Source organism: Pseudoduganella sp. HUAS MS19, from assembly GCF_053615455.1.
Window position 1 is genome coordinate 5,808,587 of the sequence record NZ_CM132133.1, and the last position, 19,992, is coordinate 5,828,578.

At 63.2% G+C, this 19,992-nt stretch carries 21 protein-coding genes; 9 read left to right on the top strand and 12 right to left on the bottom strand.

The features are described from left to right. Positions 1 to 204: 204 nt before the first annotated feature. The 4 genes from ffh to ACWBU6_RS26560 all read left to right on the top strand — a co-directional run bounded on the left by ffh (position 205) and on the right by ACWBU6_RS26560 (position 4,537). A complete protein-coding gene (gene ffh, locus ACWBU6_RS26545; RefSeq protein ID WP_452646321.1) occupies positions 205 to 1,572 on the top strand; it encodes a signal recognition particle protein in 1,368 nt (455 codons plus the stop codon). A gap of 190 nt (positions 1,573 to 1,762) precedes the next feature. Beyond that, positions 1,763 to 2,140 (top strand): SWIB/MDM2 domain-containing protein, encoded by a 378-nt coding sequence (locus tag ACWBU6_RS26550; protein ID WP_055929217.1) that lies wholly within the window; start codon positions 1,763 to 1,765, stop codon positions 2,138 to 2,140. 66 nt (positions 2,141 to 2,206) lie between these two features. Further along, on the top strand, positions 2,207 to 3,361 hold the full coding sequence (locus ACWBU6_RS26555) for an MFS transporter (RefSeq protein WP_452646322.1): 1,155 nt from the start codon (positions 2,207 to 2,209) through the stop codon (positions 3,359 to 3,361). 9 nt (positions 3,362 to 3,370) lie between these two features. Beyond that, positions 3,371 to 4,537, top strand: a complete 1,167-nt coding sequence (locus ACWBU6_RS26560; protein ID WP_452646323.1) for an MFS transporter — start codon at positions 3,371 to 3,373, stop codon at positions 4,535 to 4,537. Here the strand turns inward: ACWBU6_RS26560 and ACWBU6_RS26565 are convergent. The 3 genes from ACWBU6_RS26565 to ACWBU6_RS26575 are packed head-to-tail and all read right to left on the bottom strand — an operon-like array spanning position 4,527 to position 7,274. Beyond that, entirely contained in the window at positions 4,527 to 4,886 is a 360-nt protein-coding gene (locus ACWBU6_RS26565) for a hypothetical protein (protein WP_452646324.1), read from the bottom strand. The two genes, ACWBU6_RS26560 and ACWBU6_RS26565, sit on opposite strands and share 11 nt — an antisense overlap. 4 nt (positions 4,887 to 4,890) lie before the next feature. Continuing rightward, on the bottom strand, positions 4,891 to 5,544 hold the full coding sequence (locus ACWBU6_RS26570) for a lytic transglycosylase domain-containing protein (RefSeq protein ID WP_452646325.1): 654 nt from the start codon (positions 5,542 to 5,544) through the stop codon (positions 4,891 to 4,893). 5 nt (positions 5,545 to 5,549) lie between these two features. Next, positions 5,550 to 7,274, bottom strand: a complete 1,725-nt coding sequence (locus ACWBU6_RS26575) for a proline--tRNA ligase (protein WP_452646326.1) — start codon at positions 7,272 to 7,274, stop codon at positions 5,550 to 5,552. A gap of 162 nt (positions 7,275 to 7,436) precedes the next feature. On the opposite strand from ACWBU6_RS26575, the gene ACWBU6_RS26580 reads away from it, so the two are divergent. Then, positions 7,437 to 8,042 (top strand): RNA pyrophosphohydrolase, encoded by a 606-nt coding sequence (locus ACWBU6_RS26580; RefSeq protein WP_452646327.1) that lies wholly within the window; start codon positions 7,437 to 7,439, stop codon positions 8,040 to 8,042. Positions 8,043 to 8,069: 27 nt separating this feature from the next. Here ACWBU6_RS26580 and ACWBU6_RS26585 read toward each other — a convergent pair whose 3' ends face one another. Then, a complete protein-coding gene (locus ACWBU6_RS26585) occupies positions 8,070 to 8,861 on the bottom strand; it encodes a hypothetical protein (protein WP_452646328.1) in 792 nt (263 codons plus the stop codon). A gap of 77 nt (positions 8,862 to 8,938) precedes the next feature. Here ACWBU6_RS26585 and ACWBU6_RS26590 point away from each other — a divergent pair, with 77 nt between their 5' ends. Next, positions 8,939 to 9,364, top strand: a complete 426-nt coding sequence (locus tag ACWBU6_RS26590; RefSeq protein ID WP_452646329.1) for a DUF1841 family protein — start codon at positions 8,939 to 8,941, stop codon at positions 9,362 to 9,364. Here the strand turns inward: ACWBU6_RS26590 and ACWBU6_RS26595 are convergent. The 8 genes from ACWBU6_RS26595 to ACWBU6_RS26630 form a co-directional block, all read right to left on the bottom strand. Beyond that, positions 9,348 to 9,581: a hypothetical protein gene (locus ACWBU6_RS26595; protein WP_452646330.1), complete on the bottom strand. Its 234-nt coding sequence runs from the start codon at positions 9,579 to 9,581 to the stop codon at positions 9,348 to 9,350. The two genes, ACWBU6_RS26590 and ACWBU6_RS26595, sit on opposite strands and share 17 nt — an antisense overlap. Further along, entirely contained in the window at positions 9,581 to 9,826 is a 246-nt protein-coding gene (locus ACWBU6_RS26600; RefSeq protein WP_452646331.1) for a hypothetical protein, read from the bottom strand. The genes ACWBU6_RS26595 and ACWBU6_RS26600 overlap by 1 nt, the downstream gene beginning before the upstream one ends. Before the next feature lie 89 nt (positions 9,827 to 9,915). Then, positions 9,916 to 10,362, bottom strand: coding sequence for a hypothetical protein (locus ACWBU6_RS26605; protein WP_452646332.1), 447 nt, complete (start codon positions 10,360 to 10,362; stop codon positions 9,916 to 9,918). A gap of 68 nt (positions 10,363 to 10,430) precedes the next feature. Then, positions 10,431 to 12,602, bottom strand: coding sequence for a molybdopterin cofactor-binding domain-containing protein (locus tag ACWBU6_RS26610; RefSeq protein WP_452646333.1), 2,172 nt, complete (start codon positions 12,600 to 12,602; stop codon positions 10,431 to 10,433). Next, the gene (locus ACWBU6_RS26615; protein ID WP_452646334.1) at positions 12,599 to 13,078 is read right to left on the bottom strand and encodes a (2Fe-2S)-binding protein; all 480 of its coding nucleotides are present in this window, start codon (positions 13,076 to 13,078) and stop codon (positions 12,599 to 12,601) included. Before ACWBU6_RS26615 ends, ACWBU6_RS26610 begins: the two co-directional genes overlap by 4 nt. 120 nt (positions 13,079 to 13,198) lie before the next feature. Continuing rightward, positions 13,199 to 13,540, bottom strand: a complete 342-nt coding sequence (locus tag ACWBU6_RS26620) for a c-type cytochrome (protein ID WP_452646335.1) — start codon at positions 13,538 to 13,540, stop codon at positions 13,199 to 13,201. 11 nt (positions 13,541 to 13,551) lie between these two features. After that, entirely contained in the window at positions 13,552 to 13,872 is a 321-nt protein-coding gene (locus tag ACWBU6_RS26625; RefSeq protein ID WP_055929173.1) for a c-type cytochrome, read from the bottom strand. Positions 13,873 to 14,051: 179 nt separating this feature from the next. After that, positions 14,052 to 16,952: an ImpA family metalloprotease gene (locus tag ACWBU6_RS26630; protein WP_452646336.1), complete on the bottom strand. Its 2,901-nt coding sequence runs from the start codon at positions 16,950 to 16,952 to the stop codon at positions 14,052 to 14,054. A 394-nt stretch (positions 16,953 to 17,346) separates the two neighbouring features. Between ACWBU6_RS26630 and ACWBU6_RS26635 the strand changes: the two genes are divergently transcribed. From ACWBU6_RS26635 to ACWBU6_RS26645, 3 genes are read left to right on the top strand one after another with little or no spacing between them, the layout of a single operon-like run. Further along, the gene (locus ACWBU6_RS26635; protein WP_452646337.1) at positions 17,347 to 18,201 is read left to right on the top strand and encodes an AAA family ATPase; all 855 of its coding nucleotides are present in this window, start codon (positions 17,347 to 17,349) and stop codon (positions 18,199 to 18,201) included. Continuing rightward, positions 18,201 to 18,797, top strand: a complete 597-nt coding sequence (locus ACWBU6_RS26640) for a GNAT family N-acetyltransferase (RefSeq protein ID WP_452646338.1) — start codon at positions 18,201 to 18,203, stop codon at positions 18,795 to 18,797. Before ACWBU6_RS26635 ends, ACWBU6_RS26640 begins: the two co-directional genes overlap by 1 nt. Next, a complete protein-coding gene (locus tag ACWBU6_RS26645) occupies positions 18,791 to 19,960 on the top strand; it encodes a vWA domain-containing protein (RefSeq protein WP_452646339.1) in 1,170 nt (389 codons plus the stop codon). Before ACWBU6_RS26640 ends, ACWBU6_RS26645 begins: the two co-directional genes overlap by 7 nt. The last annotated feature ends 32 nt before the right edge of the window (positions 19,961 to 19,992 follow it).

The following is a 19,992-nucleotide window of genomic DNA, read 5'->3' on the forward strand; positions in this document are numbered from 1 at the left end:
AAATTAATTTATGAACAAGATGCACGGAGGTCGTATGTCTTGTCAAGAAGAAACTTTGTTTATTTCGCAAATTTGTGCAGGATAGTGACAATTCGTGAGAGACCGGCGGTCGGCGCCGAGGGCTGCCGCCGGCGCCGGCTCCTAAGGTAAAATGGCGGGATTTTCCGCTGATCGCAGCTCCCTCCATTAATTAGTAGGCCACCAATGCTAGACAACCTGACTACGCGCCTTGCCAAAGTCGTCAAGACGATGCGCGGCGAGGCCCGCCTGACCGAATCCAACACCGCCGACATGCTGCGCGAAGTGCGCATGGCGCTGCTGGAGGCCGACGTCGCCCTGCCGGCCGTGCGCGAATTCATCGCCAAGGTCAAGGAAAAAGCCCTCGGCGAAGAGGTGATTTCCTCGCTGACCCCGGGCCAGGCCCTGGTCGGCGTGGTGCAGCGCGAACTGGGCGCCCTGATGGGCGCCGACCTGGGTGCGGAAGCCTCCCAGCTCTCCTTCGCCCAGCAGCCGCCGGCCATTATCCTGATGGCGGGCTTGCAGGGCGTGGGTAAGACCACCACCGTCGGCAAGCTGGCCAAGTACCTGAAAGAGCAGAAGAAAAAGAAAGTGCTGACGGTATCGGCCGACGTCTATCGTCCGGCTGCTATCGCCCAGCTGCAATCGGTGACCGGCCAGGTCGGCGCCGACTTCTTCCCGTCCACCGCGCAGGACAAGCCGGTCGACATCGCGCTGGCCGCACTGGACTGGGCCAAGAAGCACCACCACGACGTGCTGATCATCGACACCGCCGGCCGCCTCGGTATCGACGAAGAGATGATGCAGGAGATCGCCGCCGTGCACGGCGCGGTCAAGCCGATCGAAACCCTGTTCGTGGTCGACGCCATGCTGGGCCAGGACGCGATCAATACCGCCAAGGCCTTCAACGACGCCCTGCCGCTGACTGGCGTGGTGCTGACCAAGCTCGATGGCGACTCGCGCGGCGGTGCGGCGCTGTCGGTGCGCCACATCACCGGCAAGCCGATCAAGTTTGCCGGCGTGTCGGAAAAACTGGACGGCCTGGAAGCGTTCGACCCGCAGCGCATGGCCAACCGCATCCTGGGCATGGGCGACATCCTGGCCCTGGTCGAGGAAGCGCAGAAAAACGTCGACGCCAAGGCTGCGGCCGACCTGGCGGCCAAGGTCAAGTCGGGCGGCAAGTTCGACATGAACGACTTCAAGGCGCAACTGGCGCAGATGAAGAAAATGGGTGGCATGTCCGGCCTGCTCGACAAGCTGCCGGCCCAGTTCCAGCAGGCGGCCGCCGGCGCCAACATGGACCAGGCGGAAAAGCAGGTGCGGCGCATGGTCGGCATCATCGACTCGATGACGCCGCAGGAACGCGCCAAGCCGGAACTGATCAAGGCGGCCCGCAAGCGCCGCATCGCGGCCGGCGCCGGCGTTCAGGTACAGGAAGTCAACCGCATGCTGACCCAGTTCGAGCAGATGCAGACCATGATGAAAAAGCTCTCCGGCGGCGGCATGATGAAGATGATGCGCTCGATGAAAGGCATGATGCCGGGCCTGCGCTGAACGGCGTTTTGCCGGTGCCGCCGCAGCCAAAGCCGCCTTCGGGCGGCTTTTTTCTTGATGTTGGCCGGTTTAACGCGTCGTTTCTCGGAAAAAACGCACAAAACACTTGCACAAGCTGCAAACCCCCGCCAATATTAGCCGTGCGATAGTATTGCGCAATTTTCCATTTGTTTGTTAAGGAGGCTCGAATATGGCAACAGCCAAGAAAGCAGCACCAGCAGCAAAGAAAGCCGCCGCCAAGCCAGCAGCAAAAAAAGCTGCTCCAGCAAAGGCAGCAGCCAAGCCAGCAGCAAAGAAAGCCGCAGCACCAGCAGCACGTAAGCCTAACGCAGCCTTCATGAAGGCGATGACACCATCGAGCGCACTGTCCGCCGTGGTCGGTTCCGCACCGCTGCCGCGTACCGAAGTGACCAAGAAAGTCTGGGACTATATCAAGAAACTGAACCTGCAGGATGCCGCGAACCGCCGCATGATCAATGCGGACGACAAGCTCAAAGCTGTCTTCGGCGGCAAGGCCCAGGTTTCCATGTTTGAAATGACCAAGCTGATTTCCGACCACCTGAAATAAGCTGCTTCCGGCTGTTGCAGCCATTCGAGGAGCCCCGACGCCACGCGCTCGGGGCTTTTATTTTTTATGCATCCACGCCTTCACCTTACCCTGTCGCTGGCCAGCCTGGCCGCCCTTGGGCCGCTGGCCTACGATGCCTTCCTGCCTGCGCTGCCTGCCGTCGGCCGGGAGTTCGGCATGTCGCTTCCCGCCGCACAATCCCTGCTGGCCGTCTATCTGGCGGCGCTGGCATCGGCCCATCTGCTGGCGGCCTGGCTCGCCAACGCGCTGGGCAAACGCGCCGTCCTCATCGCCAGCGCCCTGCTCTTTTGCGCCGGCAGCGCCGTGTGCGCGCTGGCGGCCATGCCGTGGGAGATTCAGGCCGGGCGCATCGTGCAGGGACTTGGCGCGGGCGGCGTGGCGGCCCTGCTGCCGCTGCTTCTGCGCTCCCATTCGGGCCTTACACTTCGCCTGCTGAACGAAGGCGCGATCCCGGTCCTGGCGCCGGCCATCGCTGCACTATGCGTGCTGCTTGCGAGCTGGCGCCATGCCTTCTGGCTGGCTGCGGCAGCAGGCCTGCTGGTGCTGGTCCTGCTCGCGATGGCGCCGGCCGCCAGCCACCGGGCCGGCGACAGGTTCGAGCTGGCAGGGCCGGCGGGGAGCCTGACCTTCTGGCGCTATGCTGCCTGCCACGCCTTGTGCTTTGGCGCCATGGCAGCCTGCATGGCCCATTTGCCCGTCATGGTGGCGCTCGACCTCGGGCTGGGGGCCGGACAGATCGCCGTACTGCTGGCCGCAGGCGTGCTGGCCATGCTGCTGCAGGCGTTCGGAACCGGCCAGGCGCGGCATGGCCGCGACCCGATGAGCCAGCGCGTGACTGCCGGCCAGGCCATGATGGTGTTTGGCGCAAACCTGATCGCTGGCTGGAACCTGCTGGAGAAAGGCATCGATCCCTTCTACTATCTGCTTGGCTGCTGGGCCCTGTTGTGTACCGGGTTCGCACTGTGCATGACCCCGCTGGCGGCCGGCGCCCTGAAGGCGGCGGGCGGGCATGCGCGCGCCGGCCTGTCGCTGCTGCAATTCGTCAGCCACGCCGCAGCCGCCGCTGCCATCCTGTTGACTGCCAGGGGCAATGTGGAAGACGCCGCACTCATCGCCTTCGGCAGCGCAGCACTGATGGTGATTGCGGGAGGTGCGCTGCTGCCTCTCTTCATCTGGGGCGCAGCCCCGAAAGCGCCCTAGCGAGCCGCCATGCAAGCACTGCACCGCCTTGCCATTCCGCTCGCCAGCCTGACGGCATTAGGCTTGCTGGCATCCGACCTGTACCTGCCGGCCATCCCGGTGATGGCGGCGGAGCTCGGTGCATCGATCCCTTCCGCGCAGGCCACCATGGCGCTGTTCATGGCGGCGCTGGCCCTGTCGCAACTGGCTTGGGGCTGGGCGGCGGACCATTTCGGCGACCGCCGCACCGTCATGGCCGGCACGCTGATGCTCGGCGGCGGCAGCCTGGTGTGCGCGCTGGCGCCGGGCATCGCATGGATGCTGGCGGGGCGGCTGCTGCAAGGACTGGGCGCGGGCGCTGCCACCGTCGCCGTGCCCGCTCTGATACGGCGGCGCTTCAACGAGGCCGACGCGGTGAAGGCGCTGGCCATCGTCGCCATGGCTGAGTCCACCATCCCCGCCCTGGGACCGGTGGCCGGCGCTGCCATCGTGCTGTACGCCGACTGGCGCACCACCTTCTGGCTGATCGCCGCGCTGTCGCTCCTGCTGCTGCCGCTGGTGGCGCGCATTATCGGCCGCGCACCGCACGCCGCCCTGGCAACTGCGCCCAGCCGGCGCGGCTATGCCCCGCTGCTGCGCAACCGCCTCTACCTGCGCTACGCCCTGAGCTACGCCTTCATGTTCGGCGCCCTGCTGATGTACGTGGCCAGCGCACCGCTGCTGGTCACGCATACCCTCGGGCTGGGGATCGAAGCCTTCGCCGTTCTGCAGATGTGCGGCGTGCTGGCCTTCATGGTTGGCGCCTCCGCGGCGGTCAGGCTGGTAAAACAGCTGGGCCGGCAATGGCTGGTGCGCAGCGGCACCCTGCTGCAGTTCCTGGCTGGCGCCGGCCTGATGGGAATGGCCCTGGCGGGGCTGGCGGGCACGCGCGGCCTGATAGTGCTGGCCGTGCTGGCGGCGCTGTTCTGCGGCGGGCTTGGCCTGCGCGGCCCCGCCACCATGGGCGGCGCGCTGCACGCGGCCGGGGAAGATGCCGGCAAAGGCGCCGGCCTGCTGATGTTTCTCGCCTTTGCCTGCGTCGCAGGCGCCACGCAACTGGTGGCGCCTTTCCTGCATCACGGACTGATGCCGCTGGGCGTGCTGCTGTTCGCGATGGTCACTGCCAGCGCGCTGCTGCTGCCCCGCGCTACTTGCTGAACGCAATACTCTTGATGAACTGGAAGCGTTCATCGTCGCCAGGCCCGGCGACACGGCCCGCATTACGCTCAGTGGCAATCGTCGCGCTGACAGCCTTGCCCTTCAGCTTGGGATTCAGCGTCATGTATTCGCCTTCTCCAGCCTCGACGAACCAGTCGCCGCACTGGCCGGCGCAATAGGCCCGGATTTCCTTGCCCTGCGCCGACAGGATGGTCACAGACATGTCGTCACCGCCGCCGCCGTCGACCAGCTTGCCCTTTACCTGCTGGCCGGGAGCTGCCGCCGCACTGCCGGCCAGCGCCAGGCCGGCCAGTATGATTACAAACTTCTTGGGGAACATGGTCATCATCGCTTCACAGCTTCCATTTATTCCACGCGGCCAGCACCGCGTTCGGATATTCGGGACGGCCACGGCTGCCGTTGTAGCGGCCGAGGGCGAGGTAGAGGTTGCCCTGCTCCATATCGATATACATGCGCAGGATCGAGCAGCCATAGCGCAGGTTGGTCTGCATGTTGAACAGCTTGGAGCGGTCGCGGTCGCCGATCACATTGGTCCAGAACGGCATCACCTGCATATAGCCGCGCGCGCCGACAATCGACACCGCGTATTTGCGGTAGGCCGACTCTACCTGGATCAGCCCCAGCACCAGGCCCGGGTCGAGGCCGGCGCGGCGCGCCTCGTACCAGGCGGTTTCGAGGAACTCGCGGCGGGTGAATTCGTCCGGCAGCCTGCGCTTCAGGCGGTCCGACATGGCGGCGTACCAGGTATCGTACTGCGCACGGTCGGCGGGATTGGAAAACACCGGCTTGGGCGGCCGGGCATCCATGATGGCGTTGGACAGCGCCACCCGCACGCCGTCGGCCAGCGCCTCCTCCTTCTGGTTGCCGGCGAAGCCGAACGGCGCGCACAGCACGCCGCCGGCAAATGCCAGCGTATGCCACCAGCGCAGCGGGCGCGCCCACCAGCGGCGGCGGTCGCGTCCCTGCTTCGGCGATCGCCAAGCCATGGCGATCACTTCTGGATTTTGCCCTTGATGAAGGCCAGGGCATCGGCCACGGGCACGGCAGTCGCTTCGGTATCGCGGCGGCCCTGGTATTCCAGGTTGCCTTCCTTCAGGCCTCGCTCGCCGATCACCACGCGGTGCGGCACGCCGATCAGTTCCCAGTCGGCGAACATGGCACCCGGACGCTGGCCACGGTCGTCCAGGATGACGTCGATGCCCGCTTCCAGTGCCGCGTTGTACAGCTTCTCGGTTTCCGCCTTGACCAGTTCGGAGCGGTCCATGCCCATCGGGCACAGCACCAGTTCGAACGGCGCCAGGGAAGTCGGCCAGATGATGCCCTTGTCGTCGAAGTTCTGCTCGATGGCGGCGCCCAGGATGCGGGTGATGCCGATGCCGTAGCAGCCCATTTGCAGCGGGGCCGGCTTCTGGTTTTCGTCCAGGAAGGTGGCCTGCATCGATTCGGAATATGCGGTGCCCAGCTGGAACACGTGGCCCACTTCGATGCCGCGCTCGATCGCCAGCACGCCCTTGCCGTCCGGCGAGGCATCGCCTTCGACCACATTGCGCAGGTCGGCCACGATGGCCGGTTCAGCCACGTCGCGGCCCCAGTTGGCGCCGGTGAAGTGGTAATCCTCTTCGTTGGCGCCGGTCACGAAGTCCGACATCAGCGCCACGGTGCGGTCAGCCACCACGGTCACGGCACCCTTGGTGCCGATCGGGCCCAGGTAGCCAGGCTTGCAGCCGTAGATTTCCAGGATTTCGGCTTCGGTCGAGAAGCGGTTCTGCGCCAGGCCCGGCACCTTGCTGGCCTTGATCTCGTTCAGTTCATGGTCGCCGCGCAGCAGCAGCATGAAGTGCTGCTTGGTGCCGTCTTCTTTGTCGGCCGTCAGGGCGATGGTCTTGACGGTCTGTTTCAGGTCGATGCCCAGCAGCTTGGCCACGTCTTCGCATTTGGCAGCCTTCGGGGTCGAAGTCTTGGCCAGTGCAGCGCCGGCAGCGGCGCGGGTGCCGGTAGCGACGGCTTCCGCCGCTTCCATATTGGCCGCGTAGTCGGAGGTCGGGCAGTACACCAGCGCATCTTCGCCGGTGGAGGCGATCACGTGGAATTCATGCGAGCCGGTGCCGCCGATGGCGCCGTTGTCGGCCGCCACCGCGCGGAACTTCAGGCCGAAACGGGTGAAGATGCGGGTGTAGGCGTCGAACATGATCTTGTACGACTTTTGCATGCCTTCCAGGTCGCGATCGAAGGAATAGGCATCCTTCATGGTGAACTCGCGGCCGCGCATCAGGCCAAAACGTGGGCGGCGTTCGTCGCGGAACTTGGTCTGGATGTGGTAAAAATTCAACGGAATCTGGCGGTAGGATTTGATCTCGCTGCGCACGACATCGGTAATCACCTCCTCGGAAGTCGGCTGGATCGCAAAGTCGCGGCCATGGCGGTCTTTGACGCGCAGCAGCTCCGGACCCATCTTGTCCCAGCGGCCGGTTTCCTGCCACAGTTCCGCAGGCTGTACCAGAGGCATCAGCAGCTCAATGGCCCCGGCATTATTCATTTCTTCGCGAACGATCGCTTCGACTTTCCGGATCACTTTCAGGCCCATTGGCATATAGGTATAAATGCCGGAACCGAGGCGTTTGATCATGCCCGCGCGCATCATCAACTGGTGGCTGACGATCTCCGCGTCAGATGGAGCTTCCTTGAGGGTTGAAATAAAAAAGCGAGATGCACGCATATCGGTGAATTCTTTTTAAAAAGAGAGAGTTATAATCGACCTAATTTTAAAGGATTAGCTGGCCCGATGCGTCCAAACTTTATACAAAGAGCGCTATTGCAGTTGGATTTGTAGTCAAAAATATAAGAGGACGCCTCGGCCACAGAAAGTTTGAGGTGCAATATGCTCGATCGTGAAGGGTTTCGCCCCAACGTCGGCATCATCCTGCTCAACTCGCATAACGAGGTGTGGTGGGGCAAACGGGTGCGCGAGCACTCGTGGCAGTTCCCGCAAGGCGGGATCAAGTATGGTGAAACGCCGGAGCAAGCAATGTATCGCGAGCTCGAAGAGGAAATCGGACTGCGTCCGGAGCACGTCAAGATCATCGGCCGCACGCGCGACTGGTTGCGGTATGAGGTGCCGGATCACTTCATCAAGCGGGAAATCCGCGGCCATTACCGTGGCCAGAAGCAGATCTGGTTCCTGTTGCGCATGTGCGCGCGCGACAACGACGTGAACCTGCGCTTGACCGACCATCCCGAGTTCGACGCCTGGCGTTGGCACGATTACTGGGTGCCGCTCGACGTGGTGATCGAATTCAAGCGCGAAGTCTACCAGCGCGCCTTGCAGGAGCTGTCGCGCTTCCTGACCTGGCCGGCGCATGGCGACCGCCGCCACTCCTCGCGCTACCTGCGCCAGCCGCACGGCCAGCGCGGACAGCGCAGCGGCGACAAGCCGCAGCAGCCGGCGGTGACGCCGCCGCCAACGGAACTGGTGACCAAGGAATGAAGAAGCTGCCCGCCAGGGCGGCTTTTTTTACGGCTGGCGCAAGGCCCAGCGCTGCGACACGTAGTCGATCACCAGCACCTTGCCCAGCAAGTGGTGCAAGCCCACCACGCCCGCCAGGGGTTCCGCAGGCTCGAATCCCAGGCCTTCGCAATATCCCCCCTGGAAGCGTTGAAGCTTGACGCTGTCGCCGATCTCCAGCGCGCGCGCCACCGTGCCCATGACACATGGCAGCTGGCGCCCGAACGCATTGGCCGAAAAGCGCCGCTCGTCGCGCAGCGGCGCGCCGCCTGTCAGGCCCTCCCATGCCTGCGCCGAATGGCCATTGATGCCGAAGGCGGCCGAGCCAGTGTCCAGCAGCGCCGCTTGCGGTGCCCCGCCTGCCACGCGCACCGTGACCAGCGGATGGCCTCCTGCCCCGCCCCAGCGCGCATAACGCATGGCTTGCGCATCCGGCGCGTCCTCCAGCACCGCACGCTGCGTCCAGCGGTAGCGGGCGCCCGCCAGATCGAGCTCTAGCGTGCCCTGTTCGAAGAACTCGTTGCCTATCGTGGCAATCAGGTCGCTGCTGCACCCCTGCTCCAGCAAGGCCAGATTGGCGGCATCCGCGCTGACGGTGCGGTGCAGCCCGGCCAGTTCAATCGCTACCTCCTTGCGCGGGCCGCCCCCCTTGCCTTTGCTGTGCCAGATGACGGCGTTGGGAGCGCCGGTGTCGAGCTGCGCGTAACAGTCGACTCCCTCGACCTTCACGGGCAGCACGATGGCTGCAGGCACTTTGGGCGCGCCTTCGTACAGCGCATGGTCGACAAAGAAAAACGGCAAGAATCCCGGCATTATCAAAAAAGCAGCAACCAAAGGGCCGCAGGGTACACGTTTGCGCGGCAAGGTACAATGGCGGGATGTTTACGCCGTCTTCCCATGACGTTCGCCGCTTCTTCTGCGACGTCTACCGCAAAGCCAACGCCAACGACATCATGGATCCGATCGAGCTGATCGCCCGCGACTGGATCATGGCGCACCCCGAGTACCACGACCAGCTGAAGGATGTGGAAGCGGCCATCGCGCGCGACTACTCGGTCGAGGGCAGCGAGGCCAACCCCTTCCTGCACCTGTCGATGCACCTGTCGATCACCGAGCAGCTGTCGATCGACCAGCCGCGCGGCATCCGCGAAGCCTTCGTGGGCCTGGCGCGCAAGCTCGGCACCGAACATGCAGCCCACCACGAAATCATGGAGTGCCTGGGCGAGATGATTTGGAACTCCCAGCGCCGCGGCGTGCCGCCGGACGGCGCCGCCTACGTCGAAGCGGTCAAGCGCCGGATTTGAGGACCAGGCGCGCGGCGCCCGCCAGGCCGAATCCTGCTGCCAGCAGCAGCGCATAGCGCAGCTCTGACATGGTGTGCGTCAGCAGCCACACAATGACAGCCAATACCAGCATGATTCCCGCAGTAGCAAACAGTCCCAGGGCGGCACGGTGCCGGCTTACCGTCCGCGTCTGCCATACGGCCAGGGCCGCCAGGCAGAAGGCGGTAAGGTAAGCCATCACGTCTCGTCGACACGAATGATAGGCAGATGCCAGATCAGGGCGAACACCAGCGGACTGGCGACTGCCGCGAAGATCACCGCGCGCACCAAGTGGTCCGACCCTGCCGCCAGGGCCGGACCGACATTGATCAGCCAGGGGAGCGCGGCCGCCAGCAAGGCTTGCCACTTGCGCCCCAGACGGGCGATCAGGCACAGCATCAGCACTGCCACGCCGGCCAGCAGTGCAGTAAGCAAGTACACCATCTCTTGGCACCTCCGCGATTTCCGATACGGCCATCATAGACCAATAGTTCTAGCCGGAAACTATCCAAAAATCGCGCAAGGCCAAATATTCAGGCCGGCTTGCGGAACACGCAATAGCCGCCTGCCAGGCGCGTATGCGGCGCCGCGGCCAGATGCCCATCTGACAGCAGGTGGATGCAGGAGCCTGCGCATAGTTCCAGGTGCGCCAGCATTTCGGGCAGCGTCGCATCGGCGGCAAAGTCTTGCCACGCAGCGCCGGCGCCTGGACCGCCGCGCGGCGCAACCACGGCATGGCTGGAGCCAAAGGCTGACGCCAGCCGCAGCGCCAATCCCGCCAGGGCGGCGCGGCTGCCCACGCGCTGCAGCACGCATGGCCAGCAGAAGGCGTCATCGCGCAGTTCGATGGCCACCATATGCCGGCTGGCCTGGCGCACGCTGGCCGGCAATCCGCCCACCCGGCCCAGCGCCTTGTCAACGCGCCGCAGCAAGCCGCGCGGCGGCAGCGCATGGCTGACGTAGATTGTCGAAGTTTCCATGTTCATTTCCTCCAAGAATCTTGCCTTCCTTCAGCATAGACCATGGATGCCACATAGAAACTATCCAATCATTGCAGCCGCAGCCCCGCCTTGATTAATGGCAAATCGGTATAGCGCTTGCCGGTGGCGGCGAACAAGGCATTGGCCAGCGCCGGCGCCAGCGGGCCGACCGCTTCCTCGCCGACACCACCGGGCGCCTCGTTGCTGTCGATGATCACGACTTTCATTTCCGGGGTTTCAGCCAGCGACAGCAGCTTGTAATCGGTGAAATTCGACTGCTCCACCGCGCCGTCCCTGACCGTGATTTCGCCGTAGAAGGCTGCGGTCAATGCGAAGATGACGCCGCCCTCGACCTGTCCGCGCACATTGCGTGGGTTGACCGCGATGCCGCAATCGAGCACCGTGGTGACGCGATGCAGTTTGACGCGCGACTCCGCGTCAACCGACAGCTCGACCACCTGGCCGATATACGTTCCGTTGGCCCAGGTAAAGGCCATGCCGCGGTGGCGGCCAGCCGGCGCGCCTGCCCGCCAGCCGGAACTTGCTTCCAGCCGGTCCAACAAGGCACGCTCGCGGCTGCCGGGTTTCATCAGGCTGCGCCGGTAATCGAGCGGATCCTGGCTGGCGCGCAGTGCCAGTTCGTCCACGAAGGACTCGCTGGCAAAGATGTTCTGCGATGCTGCAACCGCGCGCCAATAGCCAAGGGGCACACCGGCATCGACAGTATTGGTGCGGTGGACGAAGCCGGGCAGCCCATAGTAGCGCGTAAGCAGCACGCCGACTGCGCTGCGGTCGAATGGTTTGGCGTACTGCTTGTCCGCGCCGAAGCGCGAATAGCTGAACAAGGTATCGCTGGCGCTGTCCATGCGCACCGCCGTCACCGCACCTGTGGCGTCAAAGCCGGCGCGCAGGCGCAGCACTGCCGCCGGGCGATGGTAGCCGTGGCGCATATCTTCTTCGCGGCTCCACAGCAGCTTGACCGGCACACCGGCCTCCTTCGCGACCAGGGCTGCCTGCACCGCGAAGTCGGCTTCGATGCGGCGGCCGAAACCGCCGCCACTGAGCGTGGTGTTGATCGTTACGGCTTCCGGCGCGATGCCAAGCGCCTGGGAGACGTAGGTGCGGGCAGTGTCCTGTGCCTGCGTCGGCAGCCACAGCTCCGCCTTGCCGTTCCCGACGCTGGCGGTGCCGTTCATCGGCTCCATCGTGGCATGCGCCAGCAGGGGCACGGTGTATGTCCGTTCCAGCCAGGCAGTCGCCTTGGCCAGACCGGCATCGTGTGCGGCATTGATGTCTTCCGCCTTGCCATTGCGCGGCACCACCAGGTCGCCCTCTTTCTGCACGGCCTCGCGCAGCATGTCGCGGTAAGGTGCGCTGGAGTGCCTGCTGGCGGCCGCAAGATCCCATTGCGGCTTGAGTGCATTGAGTGCCTGCTGCGCGCGCCAATAGCTGTCGGCCACGACTGCCACCGCATCGGGCAGCCGCACCACTTTTTTCACGCCGCGCCTTGCCAGGGCCGGCTGCGGATCGAGCGCTGCCAGCTTGCCGCCGAAATGCGGGCACTGCAGGATGGCGGCATGCAGCATGCCGGGCAGTTTCACGTCGATGCCATACACCGCGCTGCCATCGGTCTTGGCGGGCAGGTCAAGGCGCGCAACGTCCTTGCCCATATGGCGCCAGCGCTCCTTCGGCATCAGCGGGGGATCGGCCGGCACCGGCTGCGCCGCCGCCTGCTGCACCAGTTTCGCGTATGGCAGCTTACGGCCGGTAGGCTTGTGCAGCACGACGCCGAAGTGGGTATCGCATTCGGCCAGCGGGACTTTCCACTGCGCCGCCGCCGCGCCCACCAGCATGGCGCGCGCCTGGGCGCCGGCCTTGCGCAGCTGCGGGAACTGGCGCGCCACGCCGCCGCTGCCATAGGTCGCATATTCGCCCCAGCCGGCGTTGATGAACTGCTTTTCGAGCGGCGCCATTTCGATGCGCACGGTGTTCCAGTCCAGGTCCATTTCATCGGCCAGCAACTGGGCGATCGCGGTACCGGTGCCCTGCCCTATTTCGCTGGTATTGGAGAGGATGGTGACGCTGCCATCGGGCGCAATGCGCACCCAGCCGGGCGGGGGTGGCGGCGCAGCGGCGGCGACCGCAGCGGAGGACTGCCCTGCCGCTTGCAAGCCCGGACCGACGGCGACCAGCAGCCCGCCGGCGGCAAGCGTCTTCAGGAAATCGCGACGGTTGCTCATGCCAGCTCCTCCAGCGTCATGCCAGCCGCCCGCCTGATCGCCCGCCGCACGCGCGGATAGGTGCCGCAGCGGCACAGGTTCGTCATGGCTTGTTCGATCTGCGCATCGGTCGGCCTGGGGTATGATTTGAGCAGCGCGGCCGCCGCCATCAGCATGCCCGACTGACAGTAGCCGCACTGCGGCACCTGCTCCGCGATCCAGGCCTGCTGCAGGGCATGCGAGCGGTCCGGCGCGAGCGCCTCGATGGTGCGCACCTTGCCCTTGCCGACCGCGCTGACCGGCATCACGCAGCTTCGTACCACCTGCCCGTCGATATGTACCGTGCAGGCGCCGCAAACGCCGGCGCCGCAACCATACTTGGTACCGGTCAGCCCCAGCGTATCGCGCAGCACCCACAGCAGCGGCGTATCGCCCTCGACGTCGGCGCTCCGGGCCGCGCCATTGATATTCAGTTTGTAGGCCATTGTCTCCCCCATAAGGTGGGGGAAGCTTAACAGCGACGCCGCTGCGTGGATTACCGGTGTGACGAAAGCGGCTAACCGTGGTTTGAAAAAAAAAGCCCGCACATGGCGGGCTTCTCTTCAAGCGGCGCTGGTTCAGCGCTTCAGGACCAGCGAACCTGGCAGCGAGTGCAGGTAGGCGGCGATATCCTGAATGTCCTTGTTGGTCAGTGGCTTGACCTGGCCGGTCATGATCGCGTTGGAGCGGCCGTTCGGTGCATCGCCGCGCTTGTAAGCGATCAGCGCGTGCGCCAGGTAGTCCTTGTGCTGGCCCGCCAGCTTTGGATAGCTCGGGTCGATCGGGGTGTTGTAGTCCTTGCCGTGGCAGGCGGCGCAGCTGTATTTGTCAGCCAGAGCCTTGCCGTTTTCGATGTTGCCGCCAGCCAGGGCGCTGAACGAAACCGCGGAGCAGAACAGAGCAATAATCAGTTTTTTCATGGTTCAGGGCCTTATTTCTGCTGGGAGTAGAACGCGGCGATGTCGGCGATGTCCTGGTCGGACAGGCTGACCGCGATGCCCTTCATGGACGGATGCTTGCGCTCACCCTTCTGGTAGCCCTTGAGCGCGTTTTCAATGTACTTGGCAGATTGGCCGCCGATCATCGGCACCTGGAAAACTTCGGGGAAAGTCGCTTTGTAACCTGGAATTGCATGGCAACCGATGCACATCTCGATCTTGCCTTTTGCGTTCTTGGCGTCGCCGACGATGTCCGCGGCTACGGCTGCCTGCGCAACTGCGGTCAGCGCGAGGAGTGCGAAGATTTTTTTCATAGGTGTGGGCTTTAGTCAGTTGAAATCGGACACTGCATTGCGCAACAAAACCGCTCCTTTGCGCCCTCAACCTGCGATTTTACCTTAGAAGTTGGCCAATCGTCCATAAGACGGAACAAGCAACAGCGGGAAACTGTGGTTTGCCAGGGCTTGTCATTACAGCAAGCCCTGGCTGAACCTTAATAGCCGGCCGGATAGCTGGCAGTCGCGCTCATGGCAACCGGCTGCCCGACCCCGCTTGCCGAGCTGGCCAGGTCATTCATCGGGAAGAACAGTTGCGCCGCCGCCGGCAAGTTGTAGGCCGCCACCTGGGCTTCTGCGCCGGCACTGACCGTAATACCCCACAGCTTGAACACCGGACGCATGTCACGGCCAATCAGGAAAGAGCTTGAGATCAGCATGAAGTCGTTGCCGTCCATATTGGATGGGTAGCTGGTATAAGTGCCAAAGCCATAGCTGGCTGCCACGCTGGCCCATTTGCCCGAATTGGCGCTCATATTGCGGTCCAGCAGGTACTGCAGGGTGAACAGTTCCCAGCCGTCGACGTAGCTGCTGTTGTAGTAGCGCGCGTATTCCACCAACTGGCGATAGAACATGATGCGTGCCGAATTGTTCGCCGCATAGCTCGCATCGGACCAGGTGCTCTGGTACATGGCAGAGACCGGGTCAGCCGCAGCCAGCGCTGTCTTCATGGACGTGAAGACGGCGAAACCGACATCGGTGCGCGCCTTGAGCGGCGCAGCCTGGCCGGCAGGCGACTGATTGAACTTGATCATCTTATGTGTCGGGAAGATGTTGTTCGACACCTCAGTTGACCGGTCATCGTAGATCTTCATGCGGCCAACCTGGAGATTGTGGCCAATCTCGTGCGATTCGCCCCAGCCAAGCGGATCGAATGGCCAATCCTGGTCGTAAGGATTGCCGGAACAGCCGTTGCCGCACGCGGCATGCGCATCAACGATCACGTTCTGCATGGTGTCGCGGCGGTGCTGCGTGCCGCTGCAATCCCAGCCCAGGCTGTCGCATTTGGCCTTGGCGCTTGGCGCCAGGCTAAGGAAACCGCTCGACGCGTTAAAGCCGGCCAGCTCGTAGGTGTCCTTGATGGTGTACTTGAAAGTGTAGTCCGCCAGTCGCGACATATTGCCCTGGTAGTTGGCGATGGTCTGCTTGAACTTGTCCTTTTGTGACTGTACGGTCAGGGTGTCGGTGGCGAAGGCGATCCAATTGGTTGGCGTGGTGTTGAAGGCATCCCGGAAGCTCGCGACTTGTACCGGATCGTAGGCGTCGCGCAGGATAGGGTGCGTGATCACGCCGTCCACCTTCACACTGACCGACTGCTCGCCTGCCTTCGGCGCGTCGATGAACAGGATCAGCGGGCCGCCGTAAGGGCTGGTGATCGTCACCGGCTTGTTCGGTTGCAGCGCAAAGCGTTGCGAGCTGATTTGCGACGGCCGGTCGTAGGTGTTGAAGACGCGGGTGGTGTCGCGCAGCATATTCACGCCGAAGCGAACCGTGTTGCTGCCACCGTCAGTTCGGGTCAGCGTCACTTTGGTGCCGGGCATGACGTACAGGCCCGTCATATATTGCTTGCTGCCGCTGGCCGGCAGGCCCGTCGTGACAGTGCTGGAAATGACCGGAGTACCAGCCGGGAACATGTCCGAGAAGTTGCCCAGGTTCTTCGCAACAGTGGTGAAGCTGCGGTTGTTCATCACCGTCATATCGGAGAACAGGCCACGGAAGAAGTCCTGCCGGTTGCCAGTTTTGGTCATCGGGTACGACAAGGCCGCACGGTACTTGTCGCCCAGCAGGACCAGCAGCTTCTCCATCTGGTAGCCGGCTTGCGCAAACAGCGGGGCATCCGGGTCATCCAGCCGCTGGACCACCTCCCGCACCTCGCTGACCGGACTGCCGAATTCGGCCATGTAAGCGGTGTCGCCCGAGCAGTCGATGCGGCCGCCCGTGCCGCATCCGCTCCAGCTGGTGCTAAAGCTGTTCTGGTTCAGGCGATTGAGCAGCGCCTGGAATTTCGACAGCTGCGGCGACACGGCAGGCAAGGCTGCAGGATCGAAAGACAACAGGCCCTGGCGCGCCCAGTAATTGGTTTGCTGGCTGAGGCCGAAGTAGTTCAGCATGCGGGCCGACAGGTCGTCGTTGTCGCGATAGTGGTGCAGGTACAGCACTGGAATGCCGCGCTTTTGGGCATCGCTCACTGCTTGCATGACGGCCGCGCCGTCGTAAGCGCCCGCCCCCTGCTCGCGGCCAATCACCAGCAGGTCGGCGTTCTGCAGGCAGCCGGCCAGCGCCGCGCCGTCGCACACATTGTCATTTTGGTTTGCACCAGCTGCCAGGCCGTTGACGGTGGCCGTGGGAGACTTGGCAAAGAACCAGTCGCGCACTTTTTTCTCATGCGGGAACCAGTAGGTTTCAGTGCCGGGAAGATGGGCGGTAACGACTTTCATGTTGGCCAGGTCGGTACGTGCAGTCAGCCAGGACACGACATTGACCATGAACTGGTCCATGTTTGCATTGCCCGGCACACCCAGCGGATTGCCGCCAAATGCGGAATAGCGCGCCTTGCCATCCAATGAATAGCCGGCAACCGCCAGGGTCGCATTGCTGCCAGCCGACTTGCTGCCGTAGTTCCAGTTGGACGGCAGGATGACGTGGTTGCGCGCGCTGTCCTTCACGCCAAAGGTCGAGGAATCCCAGCTTGGGTCCCAGTCGATCAGGCCGACACTGGAAGCGCTGCGGCTGCCGTCCGGGTTGAGCTTGAAGAGTGCCTGCTTGACCTCGCCGAACTTGGCCGCCTGGCCCGATATCAGTGCCAGCGCTGCTTGCATGACTTCCTCGGTGCTGGCGTATTGGGCATCGCCCGCTACCAGCGCAGCGCTGACGCCGGTCTGCGGCCCCGTCTGGCCGCCCGGCGGAGTGCCAGGCTGGGTGCCCGGAGTGGCAGGCTGGCCAGCCGCAGGACCGACACTGCCGGATGAATTCGCGCCCTCTGTGGAGCCGCCGCCACAACCGGCAAGGAGCAGGTACAAGCCGGCCACAGGGATCAAATGGAGAAAGTTCTTTTTCACGCCCATCCTTTTTTATGGAATATCAGCAGTCAAACAAATGATTGCCTTATGGAAATATTGCAAAGTATATCGCATAAATTCCTGGATTATTCCGGGCGCCCCCAATATTTTAGTAATTTTTCAAGTTGCCGCGCATTTAGCAACAATTGGCCAAACTTTGACGAAGATGGGTGGTGATCGCGGCCCAGGAAAGAAGCCGAAACCGTGCGCCATTTCCGCCAAAGCCGGCGGCCGATAATATTGATATATTCAAGACATTCAAATTGACGATTAAATAACTTGCAAAGTAATAAATAGGAATTAATCCAATTGCATCGAACATCCCTGCGGCGGCCCCCTCCGGATGCGGCTCTGGCATATACTTCCGTTGATCTCCTCTTCCGGAAGTTTTTATATGCAAGCACCGCAACGATTTGAAGGCTCCGACAACTACGTCGCCACCAATGACCTGAAACTGGCCGTCAACGCCGCCCTGACCCTACAGCGCCCCCTGCTGATCAAAGGCGAACCGGGCACCGGCAAGACCATGCTGGCCGAAGAAGTCGCTGCCGCCCTCGATATGCCGCTGATGCAGTGGCATATCAAATCCACCACCAAGGCCCAGCAAGGCCTGTACGAATACGACGCCGTGTCGCGCCTGCGCGACTCCCAGCTAGGCGATGAGCGCGTGCGCGACATCCACAACTACATCGTCAAAGGCGTGCTGTGGCAAGCCTTCACCGCACCGGAACCGGTGGTGCTGCTGATCGACGAGATCGACAAGGCCGACATCGAATTCCCGAACGACCTGCTGCGCGAACTGGACCGCATGGAGTTCTACGTCTACGAAACGCGCGAGATGGTGACAGCCAAGCACCGCCCGCTGGTGATCATCACCTCCAACAACGAGAAAGAGCTGCCGGACGCCTTCCTGCGCCGCTGCTTCTTCCACTACATCAAATTCCCGGACAAGGACACGATGGAAGCCATCGTCAAGGTCCACTACCCGCACCTGAAGCAGGAACTGCTGGCCACCGCCCTGCAAACCTTCTACGAAGTGCGCGACGTGCCGGGCCTGAAGAAAAAGCCATCCACCAGCGAATTCCTCGACTGGCTGAAGCTGTTGATGGCCGAAGACATCCCGCCGGAAGTCCTGCGCGGCAAGGACCAGAAAGCCGCCGTACCGCCGCTGCACGGCGCCCTGCTGAAAAACGAGCAGGACGTACACCTGTTCGAACGCCTGGTGTTCATGTCGAGGACCAACCGCTGATGGAAGCCCCAACCCCGGTCACGCTGGAGGCCAACGGCCTGCGCCTGGAGCCGCTCGGCCCGCAGCACGCCGGCGCCCTGAGCGAAGCCGCGCAGGACGGTGAACTGTGGAAGCTGCGCATCACCTCGGTGCCCGAGCCGCACAACGTGGCGGCCTACATCGCCACCGCGCTGGACATGCGGCCATCGCGCCTCGCCTTCGCCGTGATCGAAAACGCCACCGGCCGGGTGCTGGGCACCACCAGCTACCACGACATCGTACCGGCCATCGACCGCGCAGAAATCGGCTACACCTGGTACCGCCGCAGCGTGCAGCGCACCCACGTGAACACCACCTGCAAGCTGCTGTTGCTGACCCACGCCTTCGAAACGCTGGGCTGCGCCGTGGTCGGCTTCCGCACCGATAACTTCAACCACGCCTCGCAAGCGGCCATCGAACGCCTGGGCGCCAAAAAGGATGGCGTCATCCGCCACCATGCGGTGCGCCGCGACGGCACGGTGCGCGACACCGTCATGTACAGCATCGTGCGCGGCGAATGGCCGGAAGTGAAAGCGCAGTTGCGCTACCTGCTGGCGCGCAGGGAGATGGCATGCTGATCGATTTCTTCTTCACGCTGAAAGAGGCCAAGATCCCCGTCACGATCAAGGAATTCCTCACCTTGCTGGAAGCCATGCAAAAACAGGTGCTGCAACCGTCGCTGGACGACTTCTACTACATGAGCCGCCTGTGCCTGGTGAAAGACGAGGCCAACTACGACAAGTTCGACCGCGCCTTCGGCCAGTACTTCAAAGGCATCAACGCCGTCTTCGACACCACCAAGGAGATCCCGCTCGACTGGCTGGTACAGCGCATGAAGCGCGAGCTCACGCCCGAGCAGATCGCCGCGCTGGAGAAATTCGGTTACGACAAGCTGATGGACCGCCTGAACGAGCTGCTCAAAGAGCAGAAGGAACGCCACGAAGGCGGCAATAAATGGATCGGCAGCGGCGGCACCTCCCCGTTCGGCAACGGCGGCACCAATCCGGAAGGCATCCGCATCGGCGGCAAAGGCGGCAACCGCACGGCAGTGAAAGTGTGGGAGCAGCGCACTTACAAGGATTACGACGGCGACCGCGAGCTGGGCACGCGCAACATCAAGGTCGCCCTGCGCCGCCTGCGCAAGTTCGCGCGCCAAGGCGCGGCGGAAGAACTGGCGCTGGACCAGACCATCCGCGCCACCGCCAACAACGCCGGCTACCTTGACATCAAGATGCAGCCCGAGCGCCGCAACAACGTCAAGGTGCTGATGCTGATGGACGTGGGCGGCACGATGGACGACCATATCGAACGCGCAGAAGAACTGTTCTCAGCCGCCAAGACGGAATTCAAGAACATGGAGTTCTACTACTTCCACAACTGCGTGTACGACTACCTGTGGCGCAGCAACCGGCGCCGCAATGCCGAACGCTTCGCCACCTGGGACGTGCTGCGCAAGTACCCGCCCGACACCAAACTGATTTTCGTCGGCGACGCCACCATGAGTCCCTACGAAGTGCTGCAGCCGGGCGGCTCGGTCGAATACAACAACGAAGAAGCCGGCGCCGAATGGCTGGGCCGTTTCACCTCCCACTTCCCCAAATTCGTCTGGCTCAACCCCGAGCCGGAAGGGTTATGGCAATACCGCCAATCGATCACCGTGATCCGCCAGGTCATGCAGAACCGCATGTTCCCCATCACGATCGAAGGCCTCGAACGCGCCATGCGCATGCTCTCAAAATAAAAGTCGGGGTCAGCTCCGGCAATCGGACACGG